23 protein-coding genes are annotated in these 24,336 nt (G+C 66.3%); 10 read left to right on the top strand and 13 right to left on the bottom strand.

Annotated elements, in window-relative coordinates:
- Nucleotides 1-48: 48 nt before the first annotated feature.
- The 4 genes from LRS11_RS05175 to LRS11_RS05190 all read right to left on the bottom strand — a co-directional run bounded on the left by LRS11_RS05175 (nucleotide 49) and on the right by LRS11_RS05190 (nucleotide 5,269).
- A complete protein-coding gene (locus LRS11_RS05175) occupies nucleotides 49-1,173 on the bottom strand; it encodes a M14-type cytosolic carboxypeptidase (protein WP_260495836.1) in 1,125 nt (374 codons plus the stop codon).
- Between the two features lie 93 nt (nucleotides 1,174-1,266).
- Nucleotides 1,267-3,636 carry a TonB-dependent siderophore receptor gene (locus tag LRS11_RS05180; protein WP_409519803.1) on the bottom strand — a complete coding sequence of 790 codons (2,370 nt, stop codon included), beginning with the start codon at nucleotides 3,634-3,636 and terminating at the stop codon, nucleotides 1,267-1,269.
- A gap of 115 nt (nucleotides 3,637-3,751) precedes the next feature.
- Nucleotides 3,752-4,720, bottom strand: a complete 969-nt coding sequence (locus tag LRS11_RS05185; protein ID WP_260495838.1) for a FecR domain-containing protein — start codon at nucleotides 4,718-4,720, stop codon at nucleotides 3,752-3,754.
- Between the two features lie 3 nt (nucleotides 4,721-4,723).
- On the bottom strand, nucleotides 4,724-5,269 hold the full coding sequence (locus tag LRS11_RS05190) for a sigma-70 family RNA polymerase sigma factor (RefSeq protein ID WP_260495839.1): 546 nt from the start codon (nucleotides 5,267-5,269) through the stop codon (nucleotides 4,724-4,726).
- Between the two features lie 158 nt (nucleotides 5,270-5,427).
- Here LRS11_RS05190 and LRS11_RS05195 point away from each other — a divergent pair, with 158 nt between their 5' ends.
- From LRS11_RS05195 to LRS11_RS05205, 3 genes are read left to right on the top strand one after another with little or no spacing between them, the layout of a single operon-like run.
- Entirely contained in the window at nucleotides 5,428-6,714 is a 1,287-nt protein-coding gene (locus tag LRS11_RS05195) for an FAD-binding oxidoreductase (protein WP_260495840.1), read from the top strand.
- Nucleotides 6,715-6,740: 26 nt separating this feature from the next.
- On the top strand, nucleotides 6,741-7,298 hold the full coding sequence (locus tag LRS11_RS05200; RefSeq protein WP_260495841.1) for a helix-turn-helix domain-containing protein: 558 nt from the start codon (nucleotides 6,741-6,743) through the stop codon (nucleotides 7,296-7,298).
- 18 nt (nucleotides 7,299-7,316) lie between these two features.
- Nucleotides 7,317-8,669, top strand: coding sequence for a glutamine synthetase family protein (locus LRS11_RS05205; RefSeq protein ID WP_260495842.1), 1,353 nt, complete (start codon nucleotides 7,317-7,319; stop codon nucleotides 8,667-8,669).
- Nucleotides 8,670-8,800: 131 nt separating this feature from the next.
- On the opposite strand, the gene pbpG is transcribed toward LRS11_RS05205, so the two are convergent.
- From pbpG to LRS11_RS05235, 6 genes are all read right to left on the bottom strand, one after another.
- The gene (gene pbpG, locus LRS11_RS05210; protein ID WP_260495843.1) at nucleotides 8,801-9,724 is read right to left on the bottom strand and encodes a D-alanyl-D-alanine endopeptidase; all 924 of its coding nucleotides are present in this window, start codon (nucleotides 9,722-9,724) and stop codon (nucleotides 8,801-8,803) included.
- Nucleotides 9,725-9,895: 171 nt separating this feature from the next.
- Complete coding sequence (aroE, locus tag LRS11_RS05215) at nucleotides 9,896-10,714, bottom strand: shikimate dehydrogenase (RefSeq protein WP_260495844.1); 819 nt, start codon at nucleotides 10,712-10,714, stop codon at nucleotides 9,896-9,898.
- Between the two features lie 148 nt (nucleotides 10,715-10,862).
- Entirely contained in the window at nucleotides 10,863-11,777 is a 915-nt protein-coding gene (hemF, locus tag LRS11_RS05220; RefSeq protein WP_260495845.1) for an oxygen-dependent coproporphyrinogen oxidase, read from the bottom strand.
- Nucleotides 11,778-11,900: 123 nt separating this feature from the next.
- On the bottom strand, nucleotides 11,901-12,458 hold the full coding sequence (locus LRS11_RS05225; RefSeq protein ID WP_260495846.1) for an L-threonylcarbamoyladenylate synthase: 558 nt from the start codon (nucleotides 12,456-12,458) through the stop codon (nucleotides 11,901-11,903).
- Nucleotides 12,459-12,500: 42 nt separating this feature from the next.
- Nucleotides 12,501-13,589, bottom strand: a complete 1,089-nt coding sequence (gene dprA / locus LRS11_RS05230; RefSeq protein WP_260495847.1) for a DNA-processing protein DprA — start codon at nucleotides 13,587-13,589, stop codon at nucleotides 12,501-12,503.
- Nucleotides 13,590-13,661: 72 nt separating this feature from the next.
- The gene (locus LRS11_RS05235) at nucleotides 13,662-14,687 is read right to left on the bottom strand and encodes a LysM peptidoglycan-binding domain-containing protein (RefSeq protein WP_260495848.1); all 1,026 of its coding nucleotides are present in this window, start codon (nucleotides 14,685-14,687) and stop codon (nucleotides 13,662-13,664) included.
- A gap of 133 nt (nucleotides 14,688-14,820) precedes the next feature.
- Here LRS11_RS05235 and def point away from each other — a divergent pair, with 133 nt between their 5' ends.
- Genes def through LRS11_RS05260 form a run of 5 tightly spaced genes read left to right on the top strand, consistent with a single transcriptional unit; the run spans nucleotide 14,821 to nucleotide 19,361 of the window.
- Nucleotides 14,821-15,327: a peptide deformylase gene (def, locus tag LRS11_RS05240; protein ID WP_260495849.1), complete on the top strand. Its 507-nt coding sequence runs from the start codon at nucleotides 14,821-14,823 to the stop codon at nucleotides 15,325-15,327.
- Nucleotides 15,328-15,386: 59 nt separating this feature from the next.
- Nucleotides 15,387-16,319, top strand: a complete 933-nt coding sequence (gene fmt, locus LRS11_RS05245; RefSeq protein WP_260495850.1) for a methionyl-tRNA formyltransferase — start codon at nucleotides 15,387-15,389, stop codon at nucleotides 16,317-16,319.
- Entirely contained in the window at nucleotides 16,316-17,626 is a 1,311-nt protein-coding gene (gene rsmB, locus LRS11_RS05250) for a 16S rRNA (cytosine(967)-C(5))-methyltransferase RsmB (protein ID WP_260495851.1), read from the top strand. The genes fmt and rsmB overlap by 4 nt, the downstream gene beginning before the upstream one ends.
- 12 nt (nucleotides 17,627-17,638) lie before the next feature.
- The gene (trkA, locus tag LRS11_RS05255; protein ID WP_260495852.1) at nucleotides 17,639-19,012 is read left to right on the top strand and encodes a Trk system potassium transporter TrkA; all 1,374 of its coding nucleotides are present in this window, start codon (nucleotides 17,639-17,641) and stop codon (nucleotides 19,010-19,012) included.
- A gap of 10 nt (nucleotides 19,013-19,022) precedes the next feature.
- Nucleotides 19,023-19,361, top strand: a complete 339-nt coding sequence (locus tag LRS11_RS05260; protein WP_260495853.1) for a tetratricopeptide repeat protein — start codon at nucleotides 19,023-19,025, stop codon at nucleotides 19,359-19,361.
- A 28-nt stretch (nucleotides 19,362-19,389) separates the two neighbouring features.
- On the opposite strand, the gene LRS11_RS05265 is transcribed toward LRS11_RS05260, so the two are convergent.
- The 3 genes from LRS11_RS05265 to LRS11_RS05275 are packed head-to-tail and all read right to left on the bottom strand — an operon-like array spanning nucleotide 19,390 to nucleotide 21,211.
- Complete coding sequence (locus LRS11_RS05265; protein ID WP_260495854.1) at nucleotides 19,390-19,656, bottom strand: PilZ domain-containing protein; 267 nt, start codon at nucleotides 19,654-19,656, stop codon at nucleotides 19,390-19,392.
- 60 nt (nucleotides 19,657-19,716) lie between these two features.
- The gene (locus tag LRS11_RS05270) at nucleotides 19,717-20,604 is read right to left on the bottom strand and encodes a lysophospholipid acyltransferase (RefSeq protein ID WP_260495855.1); all 888 of its coding nucleotides are present in this window, start codon (nucleotides 20,602-20,604) and stop codon (nucleotides 19,717-19,719) included.
- Nucleotides 20,605-20,659: 55 nt separating this feature from the next.
- Nucleotides 20,660-21,211, bottom strand: a complete 552-nt coding sequence (locus LRS11_RS05275) for a DNA-3-methyladenine glycosylase I (RefSeq protein WP_260495856.1) — start codon at nucleotides 21,209-21,211, stop codon at nucleotides 20,660-20,662.
- Nucleotides 21,212-21,292: 81 nt separating this feature from the next.
- On the opposite strand from LRS11_RS05275, the gene glyQ reads away from it, so the two are divergent.
- Together glyQ and glyS are read left to right on the top strand one after the other, a co-directional pair.
- A complete protein-coding gene (glyQ, locus tag LRS11_RS05280; RefSeq protein WP_260495857.1) occupies nucleotides 21,293-22,285 on the top strand; it encodes a glycine--tRNA ligase subunit alpha in 993 nt (330 codons plus the stop codon).
- Nucleotides 22,282-24,336, top strand: coding sequence for a glycine--tRNA ligase subunit beta (gene glyS / locus LRS11_RS05285; protein ID WP_260495858.1), 2,055 nt, complete (start codon nucleotides 22,282-22,284; stop codon nucleotides 24,334-24,336). Before glyQ ends, glyS begins: the two co-directional genes overlap by 4 nt.

A 24,336-nucleotide genomic window follows, 5' to 3' on the forward strand; every position in this document is an offset into this window, starting at 1 on the left:
GCTACCTGCTCGATACAGAACAACGGTGTCGAGGTGCCTGGGTAAGGCTCAGCGCAGCTTGCCGACCATCGCCGCCAGCACACTGAACACGGCACGCGCCAGGTTCTTGCTGCGCGCGCCATTCCAGCCGGTGCGCGGATCGGGCGTGAGGTCGTGGTCCTTGAACGGCATCTCCACCGTATAAGCCAGGCAATCGTAGGTCTGCCCGACCCAGTTGCAGGCCAGCGCCAGGTTGGCCTGGCCGGGTTCGTCGCGCGGGTAGCCGTGCGCCACCTGGAATTCACCGCAGGCCATCAGGCGCTCGCGGAACTCCTGCTCCAGGGCGTCCAGACGCGAGGTGAAACCGGGGTTACCTTCGCAGCCGGCGGTGAACACGTAGGGAATTTCCTCGTCGCCGTGGATATCCAGGAAGCAGTCGACGCCGTGGGCGGCCATCTGCTGCTGGACGAACAACACTTCCGGGCTTTGCCCTGCGCTGGGCGCCTGCCAGGTGCGGTTGAGGTCCTGGCCGGCAGCGTTGGTGCGCAGGTTGCCGAGGAAGGCGCCGTCCGGATTCATGTGCGGTACCAGGTACAGATCGGCCTGGCTGAGCAGTTGCTGCAGCTCGGCATCTGGCTGGCCAAGCCGCTCGATCAGGCCTTCCATAAACCACTCGGCCATGTGCTCGCCCGGATGCTGCTGGGCGATCAGCCACAGCTTACGTGGCGTGGCGGCGGTGCCGCGCACATGCAACAGCGGCAGCTCGCGGCCCTGCAGACTCGTGCCGCAGGCCAGCAGTTCGACATTCGGCAGGGCCAGGGCACGCACCAGCAACTGCGCGTGGCGGGCGCGGCTATAGGGCTCGAAGTAGGCGAAATAGGCCTGGGCCTGTTCGGCGAGCAGCTCGAAATGCAGGCCGTCCTGGTTATAGGTGGTCGACACACGGAACCAGTCCACACCGTCATAACTGGCCACCGCCTGGTAGCCGCTCCAGGCGTTCTTGTAGCTGGACTGCGGCGCGTTGACCAGGCTGAAGCCATGCCGCTGGCCCGGCAGCAGGCCCTCGGCGAGGAAGTGGAACCACTGGAAATGCTCGCTGGCGAAATCCTTGCGGATCGCCAGGCGCACCTGCTGCGGGTTGCTGGCATCCACTAGCTGGATATTGCCGCTGTCGAAATCGCTGCGAATCTGCATGGCCGGGCCCTCTGCGCTGGATGCCTGGCAGGATAACCGGCAACGCCGGTCCCTGCATGTGGACGCCAAGGGCATGTCGCATTAGTGCAACTCTCAGAACCCCAGCGTGGCCGAGACTAGTACCTGCCGCGGCTCGCCCACCGACACGTAGTTGCGGCTGGCGGCGGACGGGTAGTACTGGCGGTTGAACAGGTTCTTCACATTCAGCTGCAGGCCGAGGTCGTGCTCGCCGAGGTGGGTGTCGTAGGCGACGAAGGCGTCGGCCACGGTATAGGCCGGCAGCTCGAAGGAGTTCTCCGCGTCACCGGCACGTTCGCCGACATGGCGGGCACCGCCGCCGACACGCAGGTCGTCGCCGCCGAGCAGCGCGCCGACGTCGTAGACCAGCGACAGGGCGGCGCTGTTCTTCGCCACGTTCTGCAGGCGATTACCCTCGTACAGCGGGTCCTCGCTGACTTCGGCATCCAGCCAGGCATAGCTGCCGATCAGGCTCCAGCGCGCGCTGAGCTGGCCGCTGACATCCAGCTCGATGCCGTGCGAGTTGACCTGGCCGGCGGCGTGGTTGAGCGTCTCGCCGTTGCCCAGGTCCTGGGTCACCATGACGTTGCGCTTGTCGATGTCGAACAGCGCCAGGGTGGCGCTGAGGCGGTCGGGGATGTCCAGCTTGCCGCCGATTTCCCAGGACTTGCCTTCCTCGGCCGGGATCGAGGAGTCGACCACGGCGATGCTGTCCAGCGGAGCGATGGTCGAGTTGGGTTTGAACGACTCGCTGTAGCTGGCGTACAGCGACGCCTGCTGATTGATCTTGTACACCACGCCGGCACGCGGCACCCAGGTCTGGCCGTTGTTGTCGGTGTTGACGTCGAACGGACGGCCACGCCCGGCGTACTGGTCGTAGACCAGGTAGCGGCCGCCGGCGACCAGGATCCAGTGCTCGTCCAGGTGCCAGGAGTCCTGCACGAAGAAGGAGTCAGTGCGCAGCAGGTCAGTCTGGTCGCTGGAAGCGGCATCGACGTTGTCGGACGGCTCGACCGTGCCATATTCCGGATCGAGGGGGTCGAGGATGCTGTTGCCGCCGCGGATCAGGTCGGCACGGTAGATCTTGCGCTTCTCGCTGTCGACGCCGACCACCAGCTCGTGACGCAAACCACCCAGCTCGAGGTCGCCGAGCAGGCTGGTGGTGGCGAAACTGTCCGTGCTGACCGCGCCGTGGGTGCCGTCGATGCGCCGGGTGACCGCGCCGGTGTTGGCGTTGACGCTGGTCACCCGCGCCTGGTTGTCGTCATAGGTCTCGCGGCTCCAGCCGTAGGCGAAGTTGGCCTTCCAGGCGTCGCTGAGCTGGTGTTCGACAGCGAAGCGCCAGAGGTCGGAACGGCCCTCGGTGACGTTGAATTCCTCGTCAAGACGGCGGCTGTAGGGAATGTCCAGCGGCTTGTTGCTGCGCGGGTCGATGGCCGTGCCACGGTCGAACGGCGTCTCGAACTCGCGGTGCTCGTAGGACAGGCTTACGCTGGTGGCCTCGCCGTACCAGACCAGCGAAGGCGCCACCAGGCTCTGCCGGTACTGGCCGAAATCGCGCCAGTACTCGTTGTCGTCATGGTCGAGGATCAGCCGGTAGGCGAAGCCGTTGTCGCCCAGCGCGCCGGTGCTGTCGAGGCTGCCGCCGCTGCCCTGCTTGCCGTGGGCGAAAGCCGATCCGCGCAGGGTCAGCTCATTGGCCGCCTGCAGCTGCGGCTTCTTGCTCACCACGTTGACCACCCCGCCCGGGTCCTGGATGCCGTACAGCAGCGAGGCCGGGCCCTTGAGCACCTCGACCCGCTCGGCGCTGGCACCGAGGTTGCGGCCGAGCACCGAGGGCAGGCCGTCGCGCATGATCGAGCCGTCGCGGTTGTCGCCGAAGCCGCGCTTCATCACCGCGTCCTGGGTGCTGCCCAGGGTGTTGGCCTGGGTAATGCCGCTGACGTTGCCCAGGGCGTCGTCGAGATTGCGCGGGCGCTGGTCGTGCAGCACCTGTTCGCTGACGCTGGCCACCGCCTGGGCGCTGTCCAGGTTGCTGGCGCCGCTGCGCAGTACGCCAGGGTTGGCCGGCGGCTGATAGCCGCTGCTGACGCTGGACTGGATATCGGTGGCCTGTAGCTCCACTCCCGCTTGGGGCACCAGCAGGTAGCTGCCATCGCTCTGTTGCTGCGCGGTCAGGCCCTGGCCGCTGAGCAAGCGAGTCAGGCCGGCGTCAGCGCCGTAGCGCCCCTGCAGGCCGGTGCTGCGGCGGCCGTCGGTCAGCGCGGCATTGCCGATCAGGACGATGCCGGCCTGTTCGGCGAACTGGGCCAGGCGCTCGGTCAGGTCACCGGCGGCGATGCTGTACTGACGGGCACTCTCGGCCAGACCGGGCGGGCTGTGCAGCAGGGCCGCGAGGGTGCAGGCCAGGGTTAGGGGACGCAGGGACAAGGGCGATGGGGCGATCATGACGCGGGCTCCAGAGGGTTATGTCCTCTACACCGAGCACGGCGGTAAAAAGGGGAACCCGCCGACGCATTAATTTTCACGAGCCGCCACGATTTTTCGCAGGCCGTTCGTTTCAGGTCGCCGCCTCGATGCTCACCCACCAGGGCAGCGGCCGGTGGATACGCACCGGCAGCACCTTGGGCAGCAGCGCCAGTGCCTGGTCGGTATCCGTCAGGGGGAAGCTGCCGACCACGCGCAGATCGGCCACCGCCGGGCTGCAGCCGAGATAGCCATGCCGCTGGCGGCCGAGATCCTCGACCAGCCGGCGCAACGGCGTGCCCTCGGCGACGAATACGCCCTGCACCCATGAGCGCCGCGCCGCCTCCACCGCCCGCACCTCGCCCACACTGGCGCTGCTGAACAGCACTTGCTGACCCGCCTGCAGCTGTCGGCGCAAGCCCGCCTCGGTGCGCAGTTCGACCTCGCCTTCGAACAGGCTCAGGCACAGGCCCTCGGCACGCTGACAGAGACCGAAGCTGGCGCGCTCGCTGGCCACCCAGCCATGCCGGGTGCTGACCCGCAGCGCACCACGCCCATCGACCGGCACCTGTAGCAACACTTCGCCGGCGCGCAGGTGGAGCTGACGACGCTGCGCGGTGTAGCCGATATCCAGCGCCGAGAGGCTGTTCAGCCAGGCCTGGCCGCCATCGGGCAAGGCCAGCTCGCGCCGCTCACCCACCGCGGTGGCCTGATCGGCGGCGAAGGCCAGCAGATGATCGCCCAGCGGCGTTTCGCGCAGGCCGCGCCAGCCGAGCAGGCCACCGGCCGCCAGCACGCCCAGCGACAGCAGCGCCCGGCGTCGGCCCATGCCCGCTCGCGCCGGGGCCTGCAGGGCAGCGAAGGCCGCTGCGCGACTGTCGCCGTGCTGGAAGGGGGCGAAGCGCGCACCCACGCGCTCAACCACGGCCCAGGCCTGACGGTGCTCGGCGCGGCTCTCCAGCCAGGCGCTCCAGGCCACGCGCTCGGTCTCACTGGCGCCATCCAGCAGCCGCGCATACCAGTCGGCGGCCTGCTGCAGTTCCACGTATCCCGCCTCGCTCATGCCTCAGTCCTCGCCATCCAGCAAACCGGCTTCGAGCAGGGCGCACTGCAGCATGGCGCGGGCCATGTATTTCTTCACCATGCGCTCGGAGATGCCCAGTTGCGTGCCGATCTCGCGGTAGCCATAGCCCTGCACCTGCGCCAGCAGGAACACCGTGCGCGCCTTGGCCGGCAAACGGCTGAGCATCGCATCGATCTGCTGCAGGGCTTCGAGCAGGCTCGCCTGCAGTTCGGCCGAGGCAGCAAAAGCTAGCGGCTCGGCGGCCAGGGCCTGCAGCCAGGCCTGCTCGATCTGCCGGCGACGCCAGCGGTCGATGCACAGCCCGCGCGCCACGGTGCAGAGGAAGGCCCGGGCATCGCTGTGGCTGGCAAAGCCACGTGGCTTCAGGAGCAGACGCAGGAAGGTGTCCTGGACCAGATCGGCCGCCTCGCCGTCGCCCACCGCCTGGCCGAAGCGACGGTTCAGCCATTGCTGCAACCAGCCGTGGTGCTGGAGATACAGGCTGCCGAGGGCGGTCTGGCCGCTGGGCGCTGAACTGGAGGGGGTCAAGAGAAGGCGCTCGCTCGCGACAAGATCGCATATGAGAATTTATATCAATTATAGGTGGCTAGCCTGGCCGATGTAAGAGGTCGCTTCGAGCTTGGCTTTATGAATTTTATCGTGTAATTTTTCATGAACTTTCAAGTGAGAAATTTCACGAGGCGTCCATGTTCAAGCAATCCGCGCAGCACGTCGGCACCTACTACGCCGCCACCTATGGCGAGATTCCGCTGCGCCCGCGCCTGGAAGGTCGTGAAGACGCACAGATCCTGATCATCGGCGGCGGCTTTAGCGGCCTGCATACCGCCCTGCGTCTGGCCCTGGCCGGCAAGAAAGTCGTGCTGCTGGAAGCCAGTCGCCTGGCCTGGGCCGCGTCCGGACGCAACGGCGGCCAGGCGCTGCCGGGCTGGTCCTGCGATATGCCGCCATTCGAGAAGGCCCTGGGCACCGAGCGCGCCCGCCAGCTGTGGGACAGCATGACCTGGGCCGCCAAGGAAATGCGCGAGCTGCCCGAGCGCCACGGCTTCGACATCGACTACCGCACGGGCGCCCTCTACACCGCGGTGTTGCCGCGCCGGGTGCGCCTGCTGCAGGAAAACCTCGAAGAGGCGAGCGAGAAGTACGGCTACCAGCAACTGAGCTTTATCCCCAAGCAGGATCTGCCGCAGTGGATCGCCAGCCCGCGCTACCTGGCCGCGCTGCATGACGCCGGCGCCGCCCACCTCAACCCGCTGAAACTGGCCCAGGGCCTGGCCGACGCCATCGAGAAGGCCGGCGGACGGATCTTCGAGCAGAGCAAGGTGCTCGACTACCGCGAGACCGCCGCGGGTTACGTGGCTCGTACCGAGCACGGCGAGGTGCGCGGCGATGTGCTGGTGCTGGCTTGCAACGCCTACATCGACCGCCTCGACCCCGCGCTGTCCAAGCGCCTGCTGCCGGTCGGCTCCTACCAGGTGGCGACCGCGCCGCTGGACCCGGAACTGGCGCGCTCGCTGTTCCCGCGCGGCACCTGCGCCATCGACAACCAGTTCGTCCCCGACTATTTCCGCGTCACCCCGGACAACCGTCTGTTATTCGGCGGCGGCTGCACCTACCTGGGCGGCATCCCGGCGGACGTGCCGGCCGCCACCCGCCCCTACCTGGAGCGAGTGTTCCCGCAACTGCGCGGGGTGCAGATCGACTACGGCTGGGGCGGCCATATCGACTGCACCATGCACCGCACCCCAGACGTCGGCCGCCTGGGCCAGAAGTACTGGCTGCAGGGCTTCTCCGGCCACGGCATCCTGCCGACCCTGGCCGCCGCCCGTGCGGTGAGCGATGCGATCCTCGGCGACGAACAGCTGCTCGGCCTGTACCAGGGCCTGAGCAACCCGCGTTTCCCCGGTGGCGACCTGCTGGCCGCCCCGATCGAGGCCGTCGGCAAAGCCTGGTACCGTCTGCGCGACACGATCTGAACCGGGCTACGCAAAAGGGCAAAACCATGGACATGCAGGATGAAATCGAAGGGCTGGCGATCCTGGTGCGCGACCTGCGCAAGCACAAGAACGTCACCCTCAATGAACTGGCCGAGCGCATCGGCCGCTCGGTGGGTTTCCTGTCCCAGGTCGAGCGCGGCCTGTCGCGCCCGACCGTGGCCGACCTCACCGCCATCAGCGAAGCGCTGGGCGTGCCAACCACCTATTTCTACAGCCTGAGCAAGCCGCGCGACGTGCGCTGGGTGACCCGTCCGGGCGAGCGGCGCACCCTCTACTACGCCGGGGGCATCACCGACGTGCTGGCCTCGCCGACCATGTCCGGCGGCTTTTCCATGCTCGAAAGCCACCTCGAACCCGGCGCCACCAGCGGCGAAGGCCATCTCAATGACAGCTCCGAACAGGGCGGTTTCGTCCTCGAAGGTGAGCTGACTGTCTGGTACGGCGACGACGCCGAACCGGTCACACTCGGCCCGCGTGACAGCTTCCAGCTGCCGCCGCATGCCCAGTTTCGTTACGCCAATCTTTCCGACCAACCCACGCGAGTCCTCTGGGTCTTCACCTGACCCGTGCAGATAGCCACCATGACAACAACAACGAAATTCCCCGACCTGCTCAGCGAAGTACGTGCCTTCCGCGCCGCCAACCCCGATGTGCGCTATGTCGAACTGATCTGCCTGGATATTCCCGGGCACTTCTACGGCAAGCGCTATCCCATGGACATGCTGGAGAAGGTCGCCGCCGGCGGCCCGCTGAAAGTGCCGCAGAACTGCGTGCTGCTCGGCGCCCAGGGCGGCCTGCACCCAATTGGCGACTACTGCTTCAACGACGGCGACCCGGATGCGCCGCGCCGCCTGATCCCCGGCACGCTCAAGCCGGTGCGCTGGGAGAAGCAGCCGATGGGGCAGATGCTGATCAGCTCCGACGGCACCGAAGCACCGATCGAATTCGAGCCGCGTGAAGTGCTCGCCCGCGTGCTCAAGCGCCTGGACGCGCGCGGGATTCGCCCGGTGGTGGCCTTCGAGCTGGAGTTCTATCTATTCGACCGGGCACTTTCAAACGGCCTGCCGCAGTTCCCCCGCGACCCGCTGACCGGCGACGCCGACGACCAGCCGAACATGCACATCGAGCGCCTGACACGCTTCTCCGACGTGCTGCATGAAACCGTGGAAGCGGCGCGGGAACAGGGCGTGGATGCCAACGTGATCACCGCCGAGCTCGGCCCCGGCCAGTTCGAGATCAACTTCGCCCACTGCGACGATGGCCTGCACGCCGCCGACCAGGCCGCGCTGTTCTGCCGCAGCACCCGCGGCGTAGCCATGCAGCATGGCTACCGTGCCAGCTTCATGAGCAAGCCCTACCTGCAGGCGCCGGGCAGCGGCATGCACGTGCATGTCAGCCTGTACGACAAAGCCGGCAACAACCTGCTCGACGGTGACAACCAGCGCCCACTGCGCCACGCCGTGGCCGGCTGCCTGGAGCTGCTGCCGCACTGCATGCCGATCTTCGCCGCCAACCACAACGCCTTCCGCCGCTACGGCGCCATGGTCAACTCGGCGAGCAAGGCCAGCTGGGGCTTCGAGGACCGCGATGCGTGTATCCGCATCCCCGAGTCGGACGGCAAGAACCTGCGCATCGAGCACCGCCTGGCCGGCGCCGACGCCAACCCCTACCTGGTGCTGGCGGCCATCCTCAGCGGTATGGAATACGGCCTGGACATGGCCCGCGAGCCGATCCCGTCGCTCAACGAAGACCGCCGCAGCGGCATCGACTTCCCCAAGGACATGCTCACTGCCGTGGCGGCGATGGCCTCGCACGAGGTGGTCAAGGACAAGCTGGGCAGCGAGTTCGTCTTCGTCTACTGCGAGAACAAGCGCCAGGACCATCTGGACTTCATGAACGAGGTCAGCGCGCGGGAGTATCGCTGGTTCCTGTGATGGGCTTCAGGCGCATTGGCGCTAGCGCTGAGCTCTAACTCAGCGCTTATCTCGGATTTCGGGCCGTCATATCGATACGCCCAAAACACAAAAGCCCGGCAATCGCCGGGCTTCCTGTATCAACAGCGCGCTTACTGCGCCGCCTGCACCAGGCGCGCACGCTCGGCCTGCTTCTGTTTCTTGTAGGCCAGCGCCGCTGGCGCCACCTTGGTCACCTGGCCGGTCTCCAGCCATTTTTTCAGGCGGTTGGCATCGGCCATGTGGGTGTATTTGCCGAAGGCATCCAGCACCACGAAGGCCACCGGCTTGCCGGCCATCTGCGTGCGCATCACCAGGCAATGACCAGCGGCGTTGGTAAAGCCGGTCTTGGTCAACTGGATGCTCCAGTTCGGCTTGTGCACCAGGCTGTTGGTGTTGCGAAACCCCAGGCTGTAGCGCGGCTTGGCGAACACTTGGACGCGCTCGCGGGTGCTGCTGAACTGGCCGATCAGCGGGTACTGGCCGCTGGCCTTGATCAGCTTGACCAGGTCATTGGCGGTGGACAGGTTGCCTTCCGAGAGGCCGGTCGGTTCGGTATAGCGGGTACGGGTCATGCCCAGGGCGCGAGCCTTGGCGTTCATCGCCGCGACGAAGGCCGGCACACCGCCCGGATAGTGGTGGGCAAGGCTGGCAGCGGCGCGGTTTTCCGAGGACATCAGGGTCAGCAGGAGCATGTCGCGACGGCTCAGCTGGCTGCCGACCCGCACCCGCGAATAGACGCCGCGCATTTCGTGGACGTCCTTGATGACGATGGGCAGTTGCTGGTCCAGCGGCAGCTTGGCATCCAGGGTGACCATGGCGGTCATCAGCTTGGTCACCGAGGCGATCGGCACCTGCAGGTCGGGGTTGCTGGAGTAGAGAATCTGATTAGTGTTGAGATCGACCAGCAGGGCGCTGCCGGAAGCCAGCTCCTGGGTCTTGGGCGCCGCCTGCAGGGCAGGGCTGGCAACGAGGGTCAGGCAGGCCAGCAGCAGGCCGGCGAGGGAGAAAGCTTTGTTCACGAGATCGGTCCGCACAGTGGAAAGGTGCCTGGGCGGTCCCTGCCGGCGAATGACGAAAGTATAAGTGCGCGCCGCGCCTCAGGCGAGCGCGGCCGCTCTACGGCGGCCCAGCTACAGCAAGATCAGCGCACCGCCGGTCAGGCGCGGCAGGTCGATGTCGCGTGTACCGATCAGCAGGTGTGCCTGTCAGCCCAGCTGGCGGCGCAGCTCCGCCAACACCGGCGCGCTGTGCGGACGCACGCCGCGCCAGAGGCAGAAGGCCTCGGCCGCCTGCTCCACCAGCATGCCCAGACCGTCGATGCAGCGCGCGGCGCCATGCGCGGCGGCCCAGCGGTTGAAGGCGGTCGGCTCCTTGCCGTACATCATGTCGTAGCAGACCGTGTGACCGGGACGGATCAGCCCCGGCTCGATCGGCGGCAGCTCACCGGCCAGCGAGGCCGAAGTGCCGTTGATGATCAGGTCGACGGGTTCGCTGAGCCAGTCGAAGCCGCTGGCGGCCACCGGGCCAAGGTCGGCGAACTCGTGGGCCAGCTGTTCGGCCTTGGCCACGGTGCGGTTGGCGATCACCAGAGCCTGCGGCTCATGCGCCAGAATCGGCGCCAGCACGCCACGCACGGCGCCGCCGGCACCGAGCAGGAGGATGCGCTTGCCCGCCAGGTCGAGCCCGGCATTCAGCGTGAGGTCGCGCACCAGGCCGGCGCCGTCGGTGTTGTCGCCGAGCAGACGGCCGTCGTCGAGCTTCTTCAGGGTGTTCACCGCACCGGCGCGACGCGCGCGTTCGCTCAGCTCATCGGCCAGGCGATAGGCCTCTTCCTTGAATGGCACGGTGACGTTGCCGCCCTGGCCCTCGACGAAGAAGGCGCGGGCAAACCCGGCGAAATCATCCAGCGGCGCCAGCAGGGCTTCGTAGCTCAGCGCCTGGCCGGTCTGCGCGGCAAACAGGCGATGGATCAACGGCGACTTGCTGTGGCCGATGGGGTTGCCGAAGACACCGTAGCGGTCCATGGAATGTCCTTCTGTTTGATAACGGGCGGCGAATACGCGGGTTCCGCTCTGCTCCCCTCGCCCATTTATGGGAGAGGGGCCGGGGGAGAGGGCAACGGCAGCCGCGCCCTCTCCCAACCCTATCCCGCATGCAGGAGAGGGGGCAGCCCTACACGCCGGCGAGCCAGTCGCGATCGGTAAGGAAATACTCGGTCAGGCGTGCTTCCTCAGTACCCGGTTCGGGCTTCCAGTCATAACCCCAGCGCACATGCGGCGGCAGGGACATGAGGATCGACTCGGTACGCCCGCCCGACTGCAGGCCGAACAGGGTGCCACGGTCGAACACCAGGTTGAACTCAACGTAGCGACCCCGGCGATAGGCCTGGAACTCGCGCTGCGCCTCGCTGAACGGGGTGGCCTTGCGCCGTTGCACGATGGGCAGGTAAGCGTCGATATAGGCATCGCCGATGGCGCGCAGGAAGGCGAAGCTGGTGTCGAAATCCCACTGGTTGAGGTCGTCGAAGAACAGCCCGCCGATGCCACGCGGCTCGCCGCGGTGCTTGAGGTGGAAGTAGCGGTCGCACCATTCCTTGTACTTCGGGTAGACCTTGGCACCGAAGGGCGCACAGGCGGCACGGGCCACCTGGTGCCAGTGCACGCAGTCTTCCTCGTTGCCGTAGTAGGGGGTGAGGTCGAAACCGCCGCCGAACCACCAGACTGCTTCCTCGCCTTCCTTCTCGGCACTGAAGAAGCGCACGTTGGCGTGGGAGGTCGGCACATGGGGGTTTCCCGGGTGGATCACCAGGGACACGCCCATGGCCTCGAAGCCACGCCCGGCCAGTTCCGGACGGTGGGCGCTGGCCGATGGCGGCAGGCTGTCGCCGAACACATGAGAGAAGTTGACCCCACCCTTCTCGATCAGTGCGCCGTTCTCGATCACCCGGGTGCGGCCGCCACCACCGGCCGGCCTGTCCCAGCTGTCCTCGAAGAAACGGGTGCCGCCATCCTCGGTTTCGAGGGCGGCGCAGATGCGGTCTTGCAGGTCGAGCAGGTAGGCCTTCACGGCCTGGGTACGGTCACTCACGGCAGTCATCCGGACGAGCTGGAAAGGGCGCAAGCATAGCATCGTCGCCTCGGCCGCAGACTTGACCGCGATCAGTCCGGGCGCCTGCGGCGGCTTGCGTACAGGAGGTCAGGTACACCCAGGTTAAGACGGGCGCACTACATCGCCGCTGCGCAGATCGCGGATCAGGCTGGGGTTGCGCCGTCCGCCGAGAGCACCGCCGAGCACACCGTCGAGCTGCTGGTGGAAGTACTGCTCGACGCGCAGGCGCGAACGGGCGGACGGACGCCCGGCGGGGTTGGCCGAGGTCGATACCAGCGGGCCGGTGAGGGCGCAGAGGTCGCGCACCAGCGGGTGGTCGCTGACGCGCAGGGCCACCGTGTCGTGCTGGCCGCTGATCCACTCGGGCAACAGACCCTGGTGCGGCACCAGCCAGGTGTTCGGCCCCGGCCAGGTGCTGGCCAGGCGGTCGATCCAGCGCTCGGGCAGGTCGTCGAGGAGGAAGTCGAACTGGCGGATGTTGTCCGCCACCAGGATCAGGCCCTTGTGCACCGGGCGATCCTTGAGCGCCAGCAGGCGGTCCACGGCCATTTCGTTCCACGGGTCGCAGCCCAGCCCCCAGACGGCCTCGGTCGGATAGGCGATCACGCCACCCTCGCGCACGATGCGCGCCATGCGCTGTACCCGCCAACTGCTGTGCATGCTTACCCCCGCAACGATTTACTCGCGGCGAGTGTACCCAGCTCAGCCGGCGCGCGGTACCCAGCGCCCCGCCTCGCAGACGATTTGACCCTCCAGCTCCAGCTCGGTGAGCAGCGCCAGGGTCTCGCCCATGCTCAGGCCACAGGCACGCGCCAGGCTTTCGCTGTTCTGCGGCGCGGCACGCAGGTGCAACAGCAGGGGATGCTCGTCGACCCGGTCTGCAGCCGGAGCAGGCGGCACGCTCTGCCAGCCGCGCAGGGCTTCGAGGATATGCTCGATGCTTTCCACCAAGACCGCCCCATCGCGGATCAGCTGATGGCAACCGCGTGCCCCCGGATGATGGATCGAGCCCGGAATCGCATAGACCTCGCGCCCCTGTTCAGCGGCCAGTTTGGCGGTTATCAGCGAGCCACTGGAGGGACTGGCCTCGACCACCAGCACCCCGAGCGACAAGCCACTGATGATGCGGTTGCGCCGGGGAAAGTTGCTGGCCTGCGGCGGACAGTCCAGCGGCAGCTCGGAGACCAGCGCGCCGCCACCTTCAGTAATTCGCGTGGCCAGGCTGACATGCCGCTGTGGGTAAAGCCTGCGCAAGCCGGTACCGAGCACCGCCACCGTCTTGCCGCCTCCATCCAGTGCGCCCTGATGCGCAGCACCATCGATGCCCAAAGCCAGCCCGCTGGTGATCACGAAGCCACCGCCGGCCAGGCTGCGGGCAAAGGCCTGCGCCGTATCCAGGCCCGGACGCGAGGCGCGCCGGCTGCCGACCATGGCCAGCTGCGGCCGTTCGAGAAGGGCCGGATCACCGGCGACGAACAGCAGCGGGGGCGCATCGTGCAGTTCGGCCAGCAGGGCCGGGTAGTCTGGTTGCCCCCAGAGCAGCAGGTGCTGACCGGGCTGCTCCAGCCAGGCCAGCGCCTGCGCCGCGCGCTCACGAATCAGCGCACTGCGGCGTGGCTCGGCACAGCCGTCCGGCAAGCCCAGCGAACGCCAGGCAGGCGCCGGCGCGCTGAGCGCAGCGGAGGCCGAGCCAAAGGCATCGAGCAGACGACGGAAACGCCGGGGGCCCAGTTCGGGCAGGCAATGCAGGCGCAGACGCGCCTCGAGTTCTGCAGGAGAGAGTGCTGGCATGACGATCATCCTTGATCGGGTAACGCGGGCGACGCAGAAAGCAGAACCCCCGCAGAGCGGGGGTTCCAGGTATTACGGGTTCTTCACCTTGTCCATCAGCGCCAGGTCACGGGTGGCGTACAACACCAGGCCGTAGCTGAGCTTCTCGTAGGTGCGGAACACCATCAGCAGACCGGCACGCTCGTCCGGAATCTTCACCGACTCACCGGTGATGCGATCACGTACGGTTTCGCCGGTCTTATACAGGGCCAGCACGTTGCCTTCGATGAGGCCATCGATCTTGCCCTTGTTGATGGTTACCACGTCGTACTGGCCAACACGGGCTACGCCACGCGGTACGTCGAGGATCACACCATTGACGTCGGTCGTAGGCTCGCTGGGCATGAAGGTCGAATTGATCGCGCGTTCTTCGGTGGGGAACAGGCGATCGCCCAGGCGCACTTCCTGAGTCGAGCGGCTCAGGCTGACGGTAGCGATATCGCCTTCCTGGGCCACCACTTCACCGCTGCCGATATCGTCGGCATTGATGCCGAGGAATTCCTTGGTATCCGGATCGGTGTAGACCTTGCCCTGACGGAAGATGCCATAGGCTGGCTCGGCCTGGTTGAATTCGCCACGGGCATAGAGGCGATCCCCCGCGCCACTGACTACGCGCTCGGCATTACCGGCCACCACATAGGGCTGGTTGGCGAAGTCTTGCTCGCTATCGACGATACGATTGCTCAGCAGGAAGCTGTTGATCGCCTCCAGCGGAATGGTCGGAATCGCCTGGGCGATCGGCGTGCTGCGCACCTGCGGCGACAGCTTGATGGTGCCGCGCGACTCGCCGCGGTTGAGCACCAGACGCGGCTGGCCGTCAACGTAGATGAGACTCAGGCTATCGCCTGGGTAGATCAGATGCGGATTCTCGATCTGCGGGTTGGCGTGCCACAGTTCTGGCCATTTCCAGGGCTGGCTGAGGAACTTGCCAGAGATGTCCCAGAGTGTGTCGCCCTTGACCACGGTGTAGCGGTCCGGGTGACCTTCCTTGAGTTGCACTTCTGCCTGGGCCAGACCGCCGACGGCGAGAAGCAGCAGGGCGAGTAGTGATTTCCTCATGCGGTGAATCCCTTTATTATGTGGCTGGCGCCTGTAAGCCGCAGAATACGTGGCTTCAAAGCCGTTTTTCAAAGCTGTTCATCATCTTAGCAGCGGTTTTTGACTTTATTCCACAAGTGCATCACAAACATCTATGGCGATTCTCAACATCCTCGAATTTCCCGACTCGCGCCTGCGCACCCTTGCCAAGCCGGTCACCCAATTCGACGAAGCACTGCACAAGCTGATCGACGACATGTTCGAGACCATGTACGCCGCGCCCGGTATTGGCCTGGCCGCGACCCAGGTCAACGTACACAAGCGTCTGGTGGTGATGGACCTGTCCGAGGACAAATCCGAGCCGCGGGTGTTCATCAACCCTGAGTTCGAATCCCTCACCGAGCAGATGGATCAGTACCAGGAAGGCTGCCTGTCGGTGCCCGGCTTCTATGAAAATGTAGACCGTCCGCAGAAAGTGCGGATCAAGGCCCAGGATCGTGACGGCAAGCCCTACGAGCTGATCGCCGAAGGCCTGCTGGCGGTATGTATCCAGCACGAGTGCGACCACCTCAACGGCAAGCTGTTCGTCGACTACCTGTCCAGCCTCAAGCGCGACCGGATCAAGAAGAAGCTGGAAAAACAGCACCGCCAGCAAGCTTGACCCCGATCTCCAAAGGCTTGCTCCGGCAAGCCTTTTTCTTTTCCAGCAGTGAGTGATCCATGCGTATCGTCTTTGCCGGCACCCCGGAATTCGCCGCCCAGCACCTGCAGGCCCTGCTCGATGCCGGCCGGCAGATCGTCGCCGTCTACACCCAGCCGGACCGCCCGGCCGGACGCGGGCAGAAGCTCGCCCCCAGCCCGGTCAAGCAACTCGCGTTGCAGCATGGGATTGCCGTATACCAGCCGCAGACCCTGCGTGACCCTGCCGCCCAGGCCGAACTGGCGGCGCTCAAGCCAGACCTGATGGTGGTGGTGGCCTACGGCCTAATCCTGCCGCAGGTGGTGCTGGACACCCCGCGCCTGGGCTGCATCAACAGCCACGCCTCCTTGCTGCCACGCTGGCGCGGTGCCGCGCCGATCCAGCGCGCGGTGCAGGCCGGCGACGCCAGCAGCGGCGTCACCGTGATGCAGATGGAGGCCGGCCTGGATACCGGGCCGATGCTGCTCAAGGTCAGCACCACCATCACCGCCGCCGACACTGGCGGCAGCCTGCACGACCGCCTGGCCCAGCTCGGTTCGGCGGCAGTGGTCGAAGCGGTGAGCAAGCTGGCCGCCGGCGAGCTGCACGGCGAAGCGCAGGACGACAGCCAGGCCACCTACGCGCACAAGCTGAACAAGGACGAGGCGCGCCTGGACTGGAGCCGCCCGGCCGACGAACTGGAGCGCCTGATCCGCGCCTTCAACCCCTGGCCGATCTGCCACAGCACACTGCATGGCGAACCGCTGAAAGTGCTGGCCGCCAGCCTGGGCGAGGGCACCGGCCAGCCCGGACAGATCCTCGCGGCGAGCAAGGACGGCCTGACCGTGGCCTGCGGCACAGGCGCCCTGCGCCTGACCCGCCTGCAACTGCCGGGTGGCAAACCGCTGAATTTCGCCGACCTGTACAACAGCCGCCGCGAGCAGTTCGCCGTCGGCCTGGTGCTGGGACAATGAACCCACGCCTGGCCGCCGCGCGTGCCCTGGCCGCCGTACTGAATGGCAAGGCCTCGCTGGGCAGCAGCCTGCCTCCGCTGCTGGACAAGGTCGAGGCGCGCGACCGTGGCCTGGCCCAGGACCTGGCCTTCGGCGCCGCGCGCTGGCAACCGCGCCTGGCCCTGCTTGCCGAAAAACTCCTGCAAAAACCCTTCAAGGCCGCCGACCGCGATGTCGAGGCCCTGCTGCTGATCGGCCTGTACCAGCTGTTCTACACGCGCATCCCGGCCCACGCGGCGATCGGCGAGACGGTGGCCTGCGTCGACAAGCTGAAGAAGTCCTCGCTCAAGGGCCTGCTCAACGCCGTGCTGCGCAATGCCCAGCGCGACGGAGAGGCACTCTGCGCCAGCCTGGACAAGGACCCGGTGCTGCACACCGCGCACCCGCGCTGGCTGCAGAAGCGCCTGAAGGCCGATTGGCCCGAGCACTGGCAAGCCATCTGCGCCGCCAACAACGAGCATCCGCCGCTGCTGCTGCGGGTCAACCGTCGCCACGGCAGCCGCGATGACTACCTGAATGAGCTGCGCGCGGCCGGCATCGAGGCCGAGCCCTGCAGCTTCAGCCGCGACGGTATCCGCCTGCTTGCGCCCTGCGACGTGAAGACCCTACCGGGCTTTATGAACGGCCGCCTCAGCGTGCAGGACGAAGCCGCCCAGCTGGCCGCCGAACTGCTCGACCTGGCCCCCGGCCAACGGGTGCTGGATGCCTGCGCCGCGCCGGGCGGCAAGACCTGCCACCTGCTCGAAGTCGAGCCGGGCCTGAGCGAAGTGGTCGCCGTCGACCTGGAGGCCAGCCGCCTGCTGCGGGTGCGCGAGAACCTCGACCGCCTCGGCCTGCAGGCCACCCTGATCGCCGCCGACGGCCGCGATACCGCCAGTTGGTGGGACGGCCAGCCGTTCCAGCGCATCCTGCTGGACGCACCCTGCTCGGCCACCGGGGTAATTCGCCGCCATCCGGATATCAAGCTGACCCGCCAGGCCGACGACATTGCCGCCCTGGCGCAGCTGCAGGGCGAACTGCTGGATGCCCTGTGGCCGACCCTGGAAGTCGGCGGCGTGCTGCTCTACGCCACCTGCTCGGTGCTGCCACAGGAAAACAGCGAAAACATCGCCGCCTTCCTCACCCGCACCCCCGGTGCGCGTGAGCTGGCCATTTCCGGCGCCTTCGGCGTGCCTTCGACCCACGGCCGCCAGCTGCTGCCGCAAGTCGACGGCCACGATGGCTTCTACTATGCCAAGCTGATCAAGATTGCCGCGTCACGCGGCTAACGGAGTGATCGCGTGAAAATCATCATCCTCGGTGCCGGCCAGGTCGGCGGCACATTGGCGGAACACCTGGCCGGCGAGGCCAACGACATCACCGTGGTTGACACCGATGCCGATCGCCTGCGCGACCTCGGCGACCGCCTGGATATCCGCACCGTGGTCGGCCGCGGCTCCTTCCCCACCGTGCTGCGCCAGGCCGGCGCCGACGACGCCGACATGCTGGTGGCGGTGACCAACAGCGACGAAGTCAACATGGTCGCCTGCCAGGTCGCCTACACCCTGTTCCACACCCCGACCAAGATCGCCCGGGTGCGCGAGTCGGCCTACCTGACCCGCGAAGCACTGTTCGACAACGAGGCGATCCCGGTCGACGTGCTGATCAGCCCCGAGCAGGTGGTGACCAACTACATCAAGCGCCTGATCGAATACCCGGGCGCCCTGCAGGTCATCGACTTCGCCGAGGGCAAGGCCCAGCTGGTGGCGGTCAAGGCCTACTACGGCGGCCCGCTGGTCGGCCAGCAGCTCAAGCAGCTGCGCCAGCACATGCCCAACGTCGATACCCGGGTGGCGGCGATCTTCAGGCGCAACCGACCGATCATGCCGCAGGGCGACACGGTGATCGAAGCGGATGACGAGGTGTTCTTCATCGCCGCCAAGGCGCACATCCGCGCGGTAATGAGCGAGATGCGTCGCCTCGAAGACAGCTACAAGAAGGTGGTGATCGCCGGTGGCGGACACATCGGCGAGCGCCTGGCCGAGGCCATCGAAAGCCGCTACCAGGTGAAGATCATCGAGATGAACCCGGCACGCTGCCGCTACCTCTCGGAGAATCTGGAAAGCACCATCGTCCTGCAGGGCAGCGCCTCCGACCGCGACCTGCTGGTGGAAGAGAACATCAACGACGCCGACATCTTCCTCGCCCTGACCAACGACGACGAGGCCAACATCATGTCGTCCCTGCTGGCCAAGCGCCTGGGCGCGCGCAAGGTGATGACCATCATCAACAACCCGGCCTATGTCGACCTGGTCCAGGGCGGCGATATCGACATCGCCATCAGCCCCCAGCTGGCCACCATCGGCACCCTGCTGACCCACGTGCGCCGTGGCGATATCGTCAGCGTGCACTCGCTACGCCGCGGTGCGGCGGAGGCCATCGAGGCCATCGCCCATGGCGACGCCAAGTCGAGCAAGGTGGTCGGACGGATGATCGAGGAAATCGCCCTGCCGCCAGGCACCACCATCGGCGCAATCATCCGCGACGAGGAAGTGCTGATCGCCCACGACGACACCCTGATCGAATCGGGTGACCATGTGATCCTGTTCCTGGTCGACAAGAAGTACATCCGCGACGTGGAGCGCCTGTTCCAGGTTGGCCTGACCTTCTTCTGAGACCACGACCATGACCACACCGGATAGCCTGGAAAAGCTGCTGGCCAAGGGCGTCGACAACGCCCTGCTGCGCTTCGGCCTGGGCAAGGGCTACCTGGATGCCGGCGAGCCGGCACGGGCCGCCGAGCACCTGCAGAAGTGCCTGGGTTTCGACCCCAATTATTCGGCGGCGTGGAAACTACTGGGGCAGGCCTGCCAGCGTCAGGGCTTCGGCGAAGAGGCGCGCCAGGCCTGGCACAACGGCCTGGAAGTGGCACGCAAGCGCGGCGACAAGCAGACGGAAAAGGAAATGCTGGTGTTTCTGCGGCGCCTGGAAAAAGCAGCCGGTCAGGACGGTGGAATCCAGTAGGTGCGCACAGCGCACCCTAGACTAACCCTTAATCGCGCTGGAAGATCAGCGCCACCCCACTGGGCTCGAAGCGCACCACTTCCATCTGCACCACCGGCGCTTCGATGGGCAGGCCTTGCACCTGACCACTGACCTGCTCGCCGATCTGCAGCAGGCGCTGGGCGTCGTCGATCACCACAAACACACCGCTGTCGGAAATATCACGGGTAGTCACCAGCATCTGGCCGTGCACCGGATGGTCGATGCGCAGCTGGACCTTGAGCGGGGTGCGGTTGTGCTCGCGCTTGTTGTCCATGCCAGTCCTGTCGTGAGCCAGTGGTAAGTGATCAGACGTTAATAGCTATCGGCCGCGGCATCAATACCACTTCTTCTCGCCAGGCGGGCGCTTCTTGAAACGCTTCATGCTCCACATGTACTGGCTGGGGTAGGCCCGCACATAGCGTTCGATCACCTGACTCATGGCCGCCACGCCTTCTTCCACGTTGTCGCTGTACATGCCTGCAGGCGCCGCTTCGAGTATCACCTTGTAGCCCGAGCCATCGTCCAGGCGTAGCGCATGCAGGAACACGCCAACCGCCTTGCCGCCAGTCAGCATGCCCGGCACGAACTTGCTGGTCAGCGCCTGGGTGGCGCAGAAAGGCACGAACACGCCACTCGACACGCTCGGCTCCGGGTCGGCCGGGATGCCCACGGCACCGCCGCGGCGCACTTCCTTGATCACGCTGAGGATACCTTCCTTGGTCGAGGCGGCGACCTTGTTGCCCATCTGCACGCGCTGCTTTTGCAGCAGTTCATCGACCGCCTTGAGCTTGGGCGGCCGGTAGAAAATGATCGGTTTGCACTGGGCGCAGTAGAAGTGATTGAGCACCTCCCAGTTGCCCAGGTGACTGGTGATGCCAACCACGCCCTTGCCAGAGGCCAGCGCCGCTTGCAGCACCTCCAGGCCTTCGACTTCACGCACCAGATCGATGGATTTCTGCGCCGGCCAGATCCACGCGCAGGCGCTTTCGGTGAAGGTGCGCCCGATATCCATCAGCGCCCGGCCGAGCAGTTGCTCCAGCTCGGCAGGAGACAGCTCGGGAAAACAGTTGGCCAGGTTGATTCGCGCCACCTCGCGGGAGCTATTGGGCAATTTCCACATCAACCAACCGATGGCGCCGCCCACCGCCTGCACAGCGCGCCAGGGCAGCAGGGCGAACAAGCGCAGAAAGCCGACGACCAGGGCGCCTTTGAACTTCTCCACGAGCAACTCCTGAGGGGAAAGAGGGCGGGCATTGTAGCGACTGTGCGCGTGCGGTTCAGCTGCGCAGTGCGGGGTAGCGATCGCAGTCGGTGGTGTGATCCATGACCATGCCGGCTGCCTGCATGTAGGCATAGCAGATGGTCGGGCCGACGAAGGTGAAGCCAAGCTTCTTCAGCGCCTTGCTCATTGCCTCGGCTTGCGCCGTGACCGCCGGCACTTCGCCACGGCCAGCGAAGTGATTGATCTGCGGCGCGCCACCGACAAACGACCAGAGCAACGCCACCGGATCCTCCAGCTTCAGCCAGGCCTGGGCATTCTGCCGCGCGGCCTTGAGCTTGAGACGGTTACGGATGATGCCGGGGTCCTGCAGCAAGTGCTCGATTTCCTCGTCGCTCATCTGCGCCAGGCGCTGCACCTCGAAACCCCACAGCACTTCGCGGTAGCGCGCACGCTTCTTCAGCACGGTGATCCACGACAAGCCGGCCTGGAAACCTTCCAGCAACAGCAGCTCGAACAAGCGCTGCGGATCACGCAGCGGCACGCCCCATTCCTGGTCGTGATAGGCGATGTACAGCGGGTCGTCGTTACACCAGAAGCAGCGTGGCATGGGGCCTTCCTTGCGCTTTCCGCAGAATTGATCGGGTATACTGCCCGGCTTTATGCCCAAGCCTCGATACCGGTGAAATTCGTGAGCCAGACTACGCCCGACGTGAGCACCTTCCAAGGTCTGATCCTTGCCCTGCAGAGTTACTGGGCCGAGCAGGGTTGTGTGATCCTGCAGCCCTATGACATGGAAGTGGGAGCCGGCACCTTCCACACCGCCACCTTCCTGCGTGCCATCGGCCCGGAGAACTGGAACGCCGCCTACGTGCAGCCGTCCCGCCGCCCGGCCGACGGTCGCTACGGCGAGAACCCCAACCGCCTGCAGCACTACTACCAGTTCCAGGTGGTGCTCAAGCCGAACCCGGCGAACATCCAGGATCTGTACTTGGAGTCGCTGCGCCGCATCGGCGTCGACACCTTGGTCCACGACATCCGCTTCGTCGAGGACAACTGGGAATCGCCGACCCTCGGCGCCTGGGGCCTGGGCTGGGAAGTCTGGCTGAACGGCATGGAAGTCACCCAGTTCACCTACTTCCAGCAGGTCGGCGGCGTCGAGTGCTACCCGGTCACCGGCGAAATCACCTACGGCCTGGAACGCCTGGCCATGTACCTGCAGGGCGTCGACTCGGTGTATGACCTGGTCTGGACCGACGGCCCGTTCGGCAAGGTCACCTACGGCGACGTGTTCCACCAGAACGAGGTGGAGCAGTCCACCTACAACTTCGAGCACGCCAACGTCGACAAGCTGTTCGAGCTGTTCGATTTCTATGAGTCCGAAGCCAACCGCCTGATCGAACTGCAGCTGCCGCTGCCGACCTACGAAATGGTGCTCAAGGCCTCGCACACCTTCAACCTGCTGGATGCCCGCCGTGCCATCTCGGTGACCGCGCGCCAGCAGTACATCCTGCGCGTGCGCACCCTGGCCCGCGCCGTGGCGCAAAGCTACCTGCAGGCCCGCGCCAAGCTCGGCTTCCCGATGGCCAGCCCCGAACTGCGTGATGAAGTACTGGCCAAGCTTGCTGAGTCCGGTCTCCTTGCCGACGAAGTACTGGGCAACAAGAAGGAGATTGCAGAATGAGCGCCCACGATTTCCTGGTTGAACTGGGCACCGAAGAGCTGCCACCGAAAGCCCTGAACAGCCTCGGCGAAGCCTTCCTCGCCGGCGTCGAGAAGGGTCTCAAGGCCGCCGGACTGGGCTATGCCAAGGCCCGCTACTACGCCGCGCCGCGCCGTCTGGCCGTGCTGGTCGAGGCGCTCGCCAGCCAGCAGCCGGATCGCACCATCAATCTCGATGGCCCGCCCGTGCAGGCCGCCTTCGACAAGGACGGCAACCCGACCCAGGCTGCACTCGGCTTCGCCAAGAAGTGTGGCGTCGAGCTGAGCCAGATCGATCAGAGTGGTCCGAAGCTGAAGTTCAGCCAGTCCATCGCTGGGCAGAAAACCGTCAGCCTGCTGCCGGATATCGTCAGCGCAGCGCTGAACGACCTGCCGATCCCCAAGCGCATGCGCTGGGGCGCCGGCAAGACCGAATTCGTCCGCCCCAGCCAGTGGCTGGTGATGCTCTTCGGCCAGCATGTGGTCGACTGCGAAATCCTCGCCCAGAAGGCCGGGCGCATGTCCCGCGGCCACCGCTTCCACGCCAACTTCGAAGTGGCGATCGAGAGCCCGGCCAGCTACTCCCATGATCTGCGCGGCGCCTTCGTGGTCGCCGACTTCGCCAAGCGCCGCGAGCAGATCGCCGCCCGCGTGGCCGAGCTGGCCAAGGCCGAGAACGGCACCGCCATCGTGCCGCCGGCGCTGCTGGATGAAGTCACCGCCCTGGTCGAATGGCCGGTGCCGCTGGTCTGCTCGTTCGAGGAACGTTTCCTCGACGTGCCGCAGGAAGCGCTGATCACCACCATGCAGGACAACCAGAAGTACTTCTGCCTGCTGGACGGCAACGGCAAGCTGCTGCCGCGCTTTATCACCGTGGCCAACATCGAGTCGAAAGACCCGGCACAGATCGTTTCCGGCAACGAAAAAGTGGTGCGTCCGCGCCTCACCGACGCCGAGTTCTTCTTCAAGCAGGACAAGCGCCAGCCGCTGGAGAAACACAACGAGCGCCTGGCCAACGTGGTGTTCCAGGCCCAGCTCGGCAGCGTGTTCAACAAGGCCGAGCGGGTTTCCGCCCTGGCCGGCTTTATCGCCGAACGTATCGGCGGCGACGCCACTCGCGCCGCCCGCGCCGGCATCCTGTCCAAGTGCGACCTGGCCAGCGAGATGGTCGGCGAGTTCCCGGAGATGCAGGGCATCGCCGGCTACTACTACGCCAAGCACGACGGCGAAGCCGACGACGTGGCCCTGGCGCTGAACGAGCAGTACATGCCGCGCGGCGCCGGCGCCGAGCTGCCGCAGACCCTCACCGGGGCTGCCGTGGCGGTGGCCGACAAGCTCGACACCCTGGTCGGCATCTTCGGCATTGGCATGCTGCCCACCGGTTCCAAGGACCCCTACGCCCTGCGGCGTGCCGCGCTGGGCGTGCTGCGCATCCTGATCGAGAAGCAGCTGGACCTGGACCTGGGCGCAGCCATCGCCTTCGCCATCGAGCAGTACGCCGACAAGGTCAAGGCCGACGGCCTGGCCGCCCAGGTGCAGGACTTCATCTTCGACCGCCTGCGTGCGCGCTATGAAGACGAAGGCGTCGCCGTCGCCGTGTACCAGGCCGTGCGCGCCCTCAACCCGACCGCGCCGCTGGACTTCGACCAGCGCGTGCAAGCGGTGCAGGCCTTCCGCGCGCGCAGCGAAGCCGAGGCCCTGACCGCGGCGAACAAGCGCGTGTCCAACCTGCTGGGCAAGTTCGACGGGCAGATCCCGGCCAGCGTCGACAACGCGCTGCTGGAAGCCGGTGCCGAGCAGACCCTGGCCGCCGCCGTGGCCGCCGCCGAACAGGCCGTGGCCCCGCTGGCCGCCGCGCGCCGCTACCGCGAGGCGCTGGAGCAGCTGGCCAGCCTGCGCGAGCCGGTGGATGCGTTCTTCGAGGCGGTGCTGGTCAACGCCGAGGATGCCGCCGTACGGGCCAACCGCTACGCCCTGCTGGCCAAACTGCGCGGCCTGTTCCTCGGCGTCGCCGACATCTCGCTGCTGGGCTGA

Origin of the sequence: Pseudomonas sp. J452, from assembly GCF_024666525.1 — a bacterium.
Classification (GTDB): domain Bacteria; phylum Pseudomonadota; class Gammaproteobacteria; order Pseudomonadales; family Pseudomonadaceae; genus Aquipseudomonas.

Bases quoted from the DNA above. Each gene is read 5' to 3' on its own strand.
- LRS11_RS05175 (WP_260495836.1), bottom strand. From the start codon at position 1,173: ATGCAGATTCGCAGCGATTTCGACAGCGGCAATATCCAGCTAGTGGAT.
- LRS11_RS05185 (WP_260495838.1), bottom strand. From the start codon at position 4,720: ATGAGCGAGGCGGGATACGTGGAACTGCAGCAGGCCGCCGACTGGTAT.
- LRS11_RS05195 (WP_260495840.1), top strand. From the start codon at position 5,428: ATGTTCAAGCAATCCGCGCAGCACGTCGGCACCTACTACGCCGCCACC.
- LRS11_RS05200 (WP_260495841.1), top strand. From the start codon at position 6,741: ATGGACATGCAGGATGAAATCGAAGGGCTGGCGATCCTGGTGCGCGAC.
- LRS11_RS05205 (WP_260495842.1), top strand. From the start codon at position 7,317: ATGACAACAACAACGAAATTCCCCGACCTGCTCAGCGAAGTACGTGCC.
- aroE (WP_260495844.1), bottom strand. From the start codon at position 10,714: ATGGACCGCTACGGTGTCTTCGGCAACCCCATCGGCCACAGCAAGTCG.
- LRS11_RS05225 (WP_260495846.1), bottom strand. From the start codon at position 12,458: ATGCACAGCAGTTGGCGGGTACAGCGCATGGCGCGCATCGTGCGCGAG.
- dprA (WP_260495847.1), bottom strand. From the start codon at position 13,589: ATGCCAGCACTCTCTCCTGCAGAACTCGAGGCGCGTCTGCGCCTGCAT.
- LRS11_RS05235 (WP_260495848.1), bottom strand. From the start codon at position 14,687: ATGAGGAAATCACTACTCGCCCTGCTGCTTCTCGCCGTCGGCGGTCTG.
- def (WP_260495849.1), top strand. From the start codon at position 14,821: ATGGCGATTCTCAACATCCTCGAATTTCCCGACTCGCGCCTGCGCACC.
- fmt (WP_260495850.1), top strand. From the start codon at position 15,387: ATGCGTATCGTCTTTGCCGGCACCCCGGAATTCGCCGCCCAGCACCTG.
- rsmB (WP_260495851.1), top strand. From the start codon at position 16,316: ATGAACCCACGCCTGGCCGCCGCGCGTGCCCTGGCCGCCGTACTGAAT.
- LRS11_RS05260 (WP_260495853.1), top strand. From the start codon at position 19,023: ATGACCACACCGGATAGCCTGGAAAAGCTGCTGGCCAAGGGCGTCGAC.
- LRS11_RS05265 (WP_260495854.1), bottom strand. From the start codon at position 19,656: ATGGACAACAAGCGCGAGCACAACCGCACCCCGCTCAAGGTCCAGCTG.
- LRS11_RS05275 (WP_260495856.1), bottom strand. From the start codon at position 21,211: ATGCCACGCTGCTTCTGGTGTAACGACGACCCGCTGTACATCGCCTAT.
- glyS (WP_260495858.1), top strand. From the start codon at position 22,282: ATGAGCGCCCACGATTTCCTGGTTGAACTGGGCACCGAAGAGCTGCCA.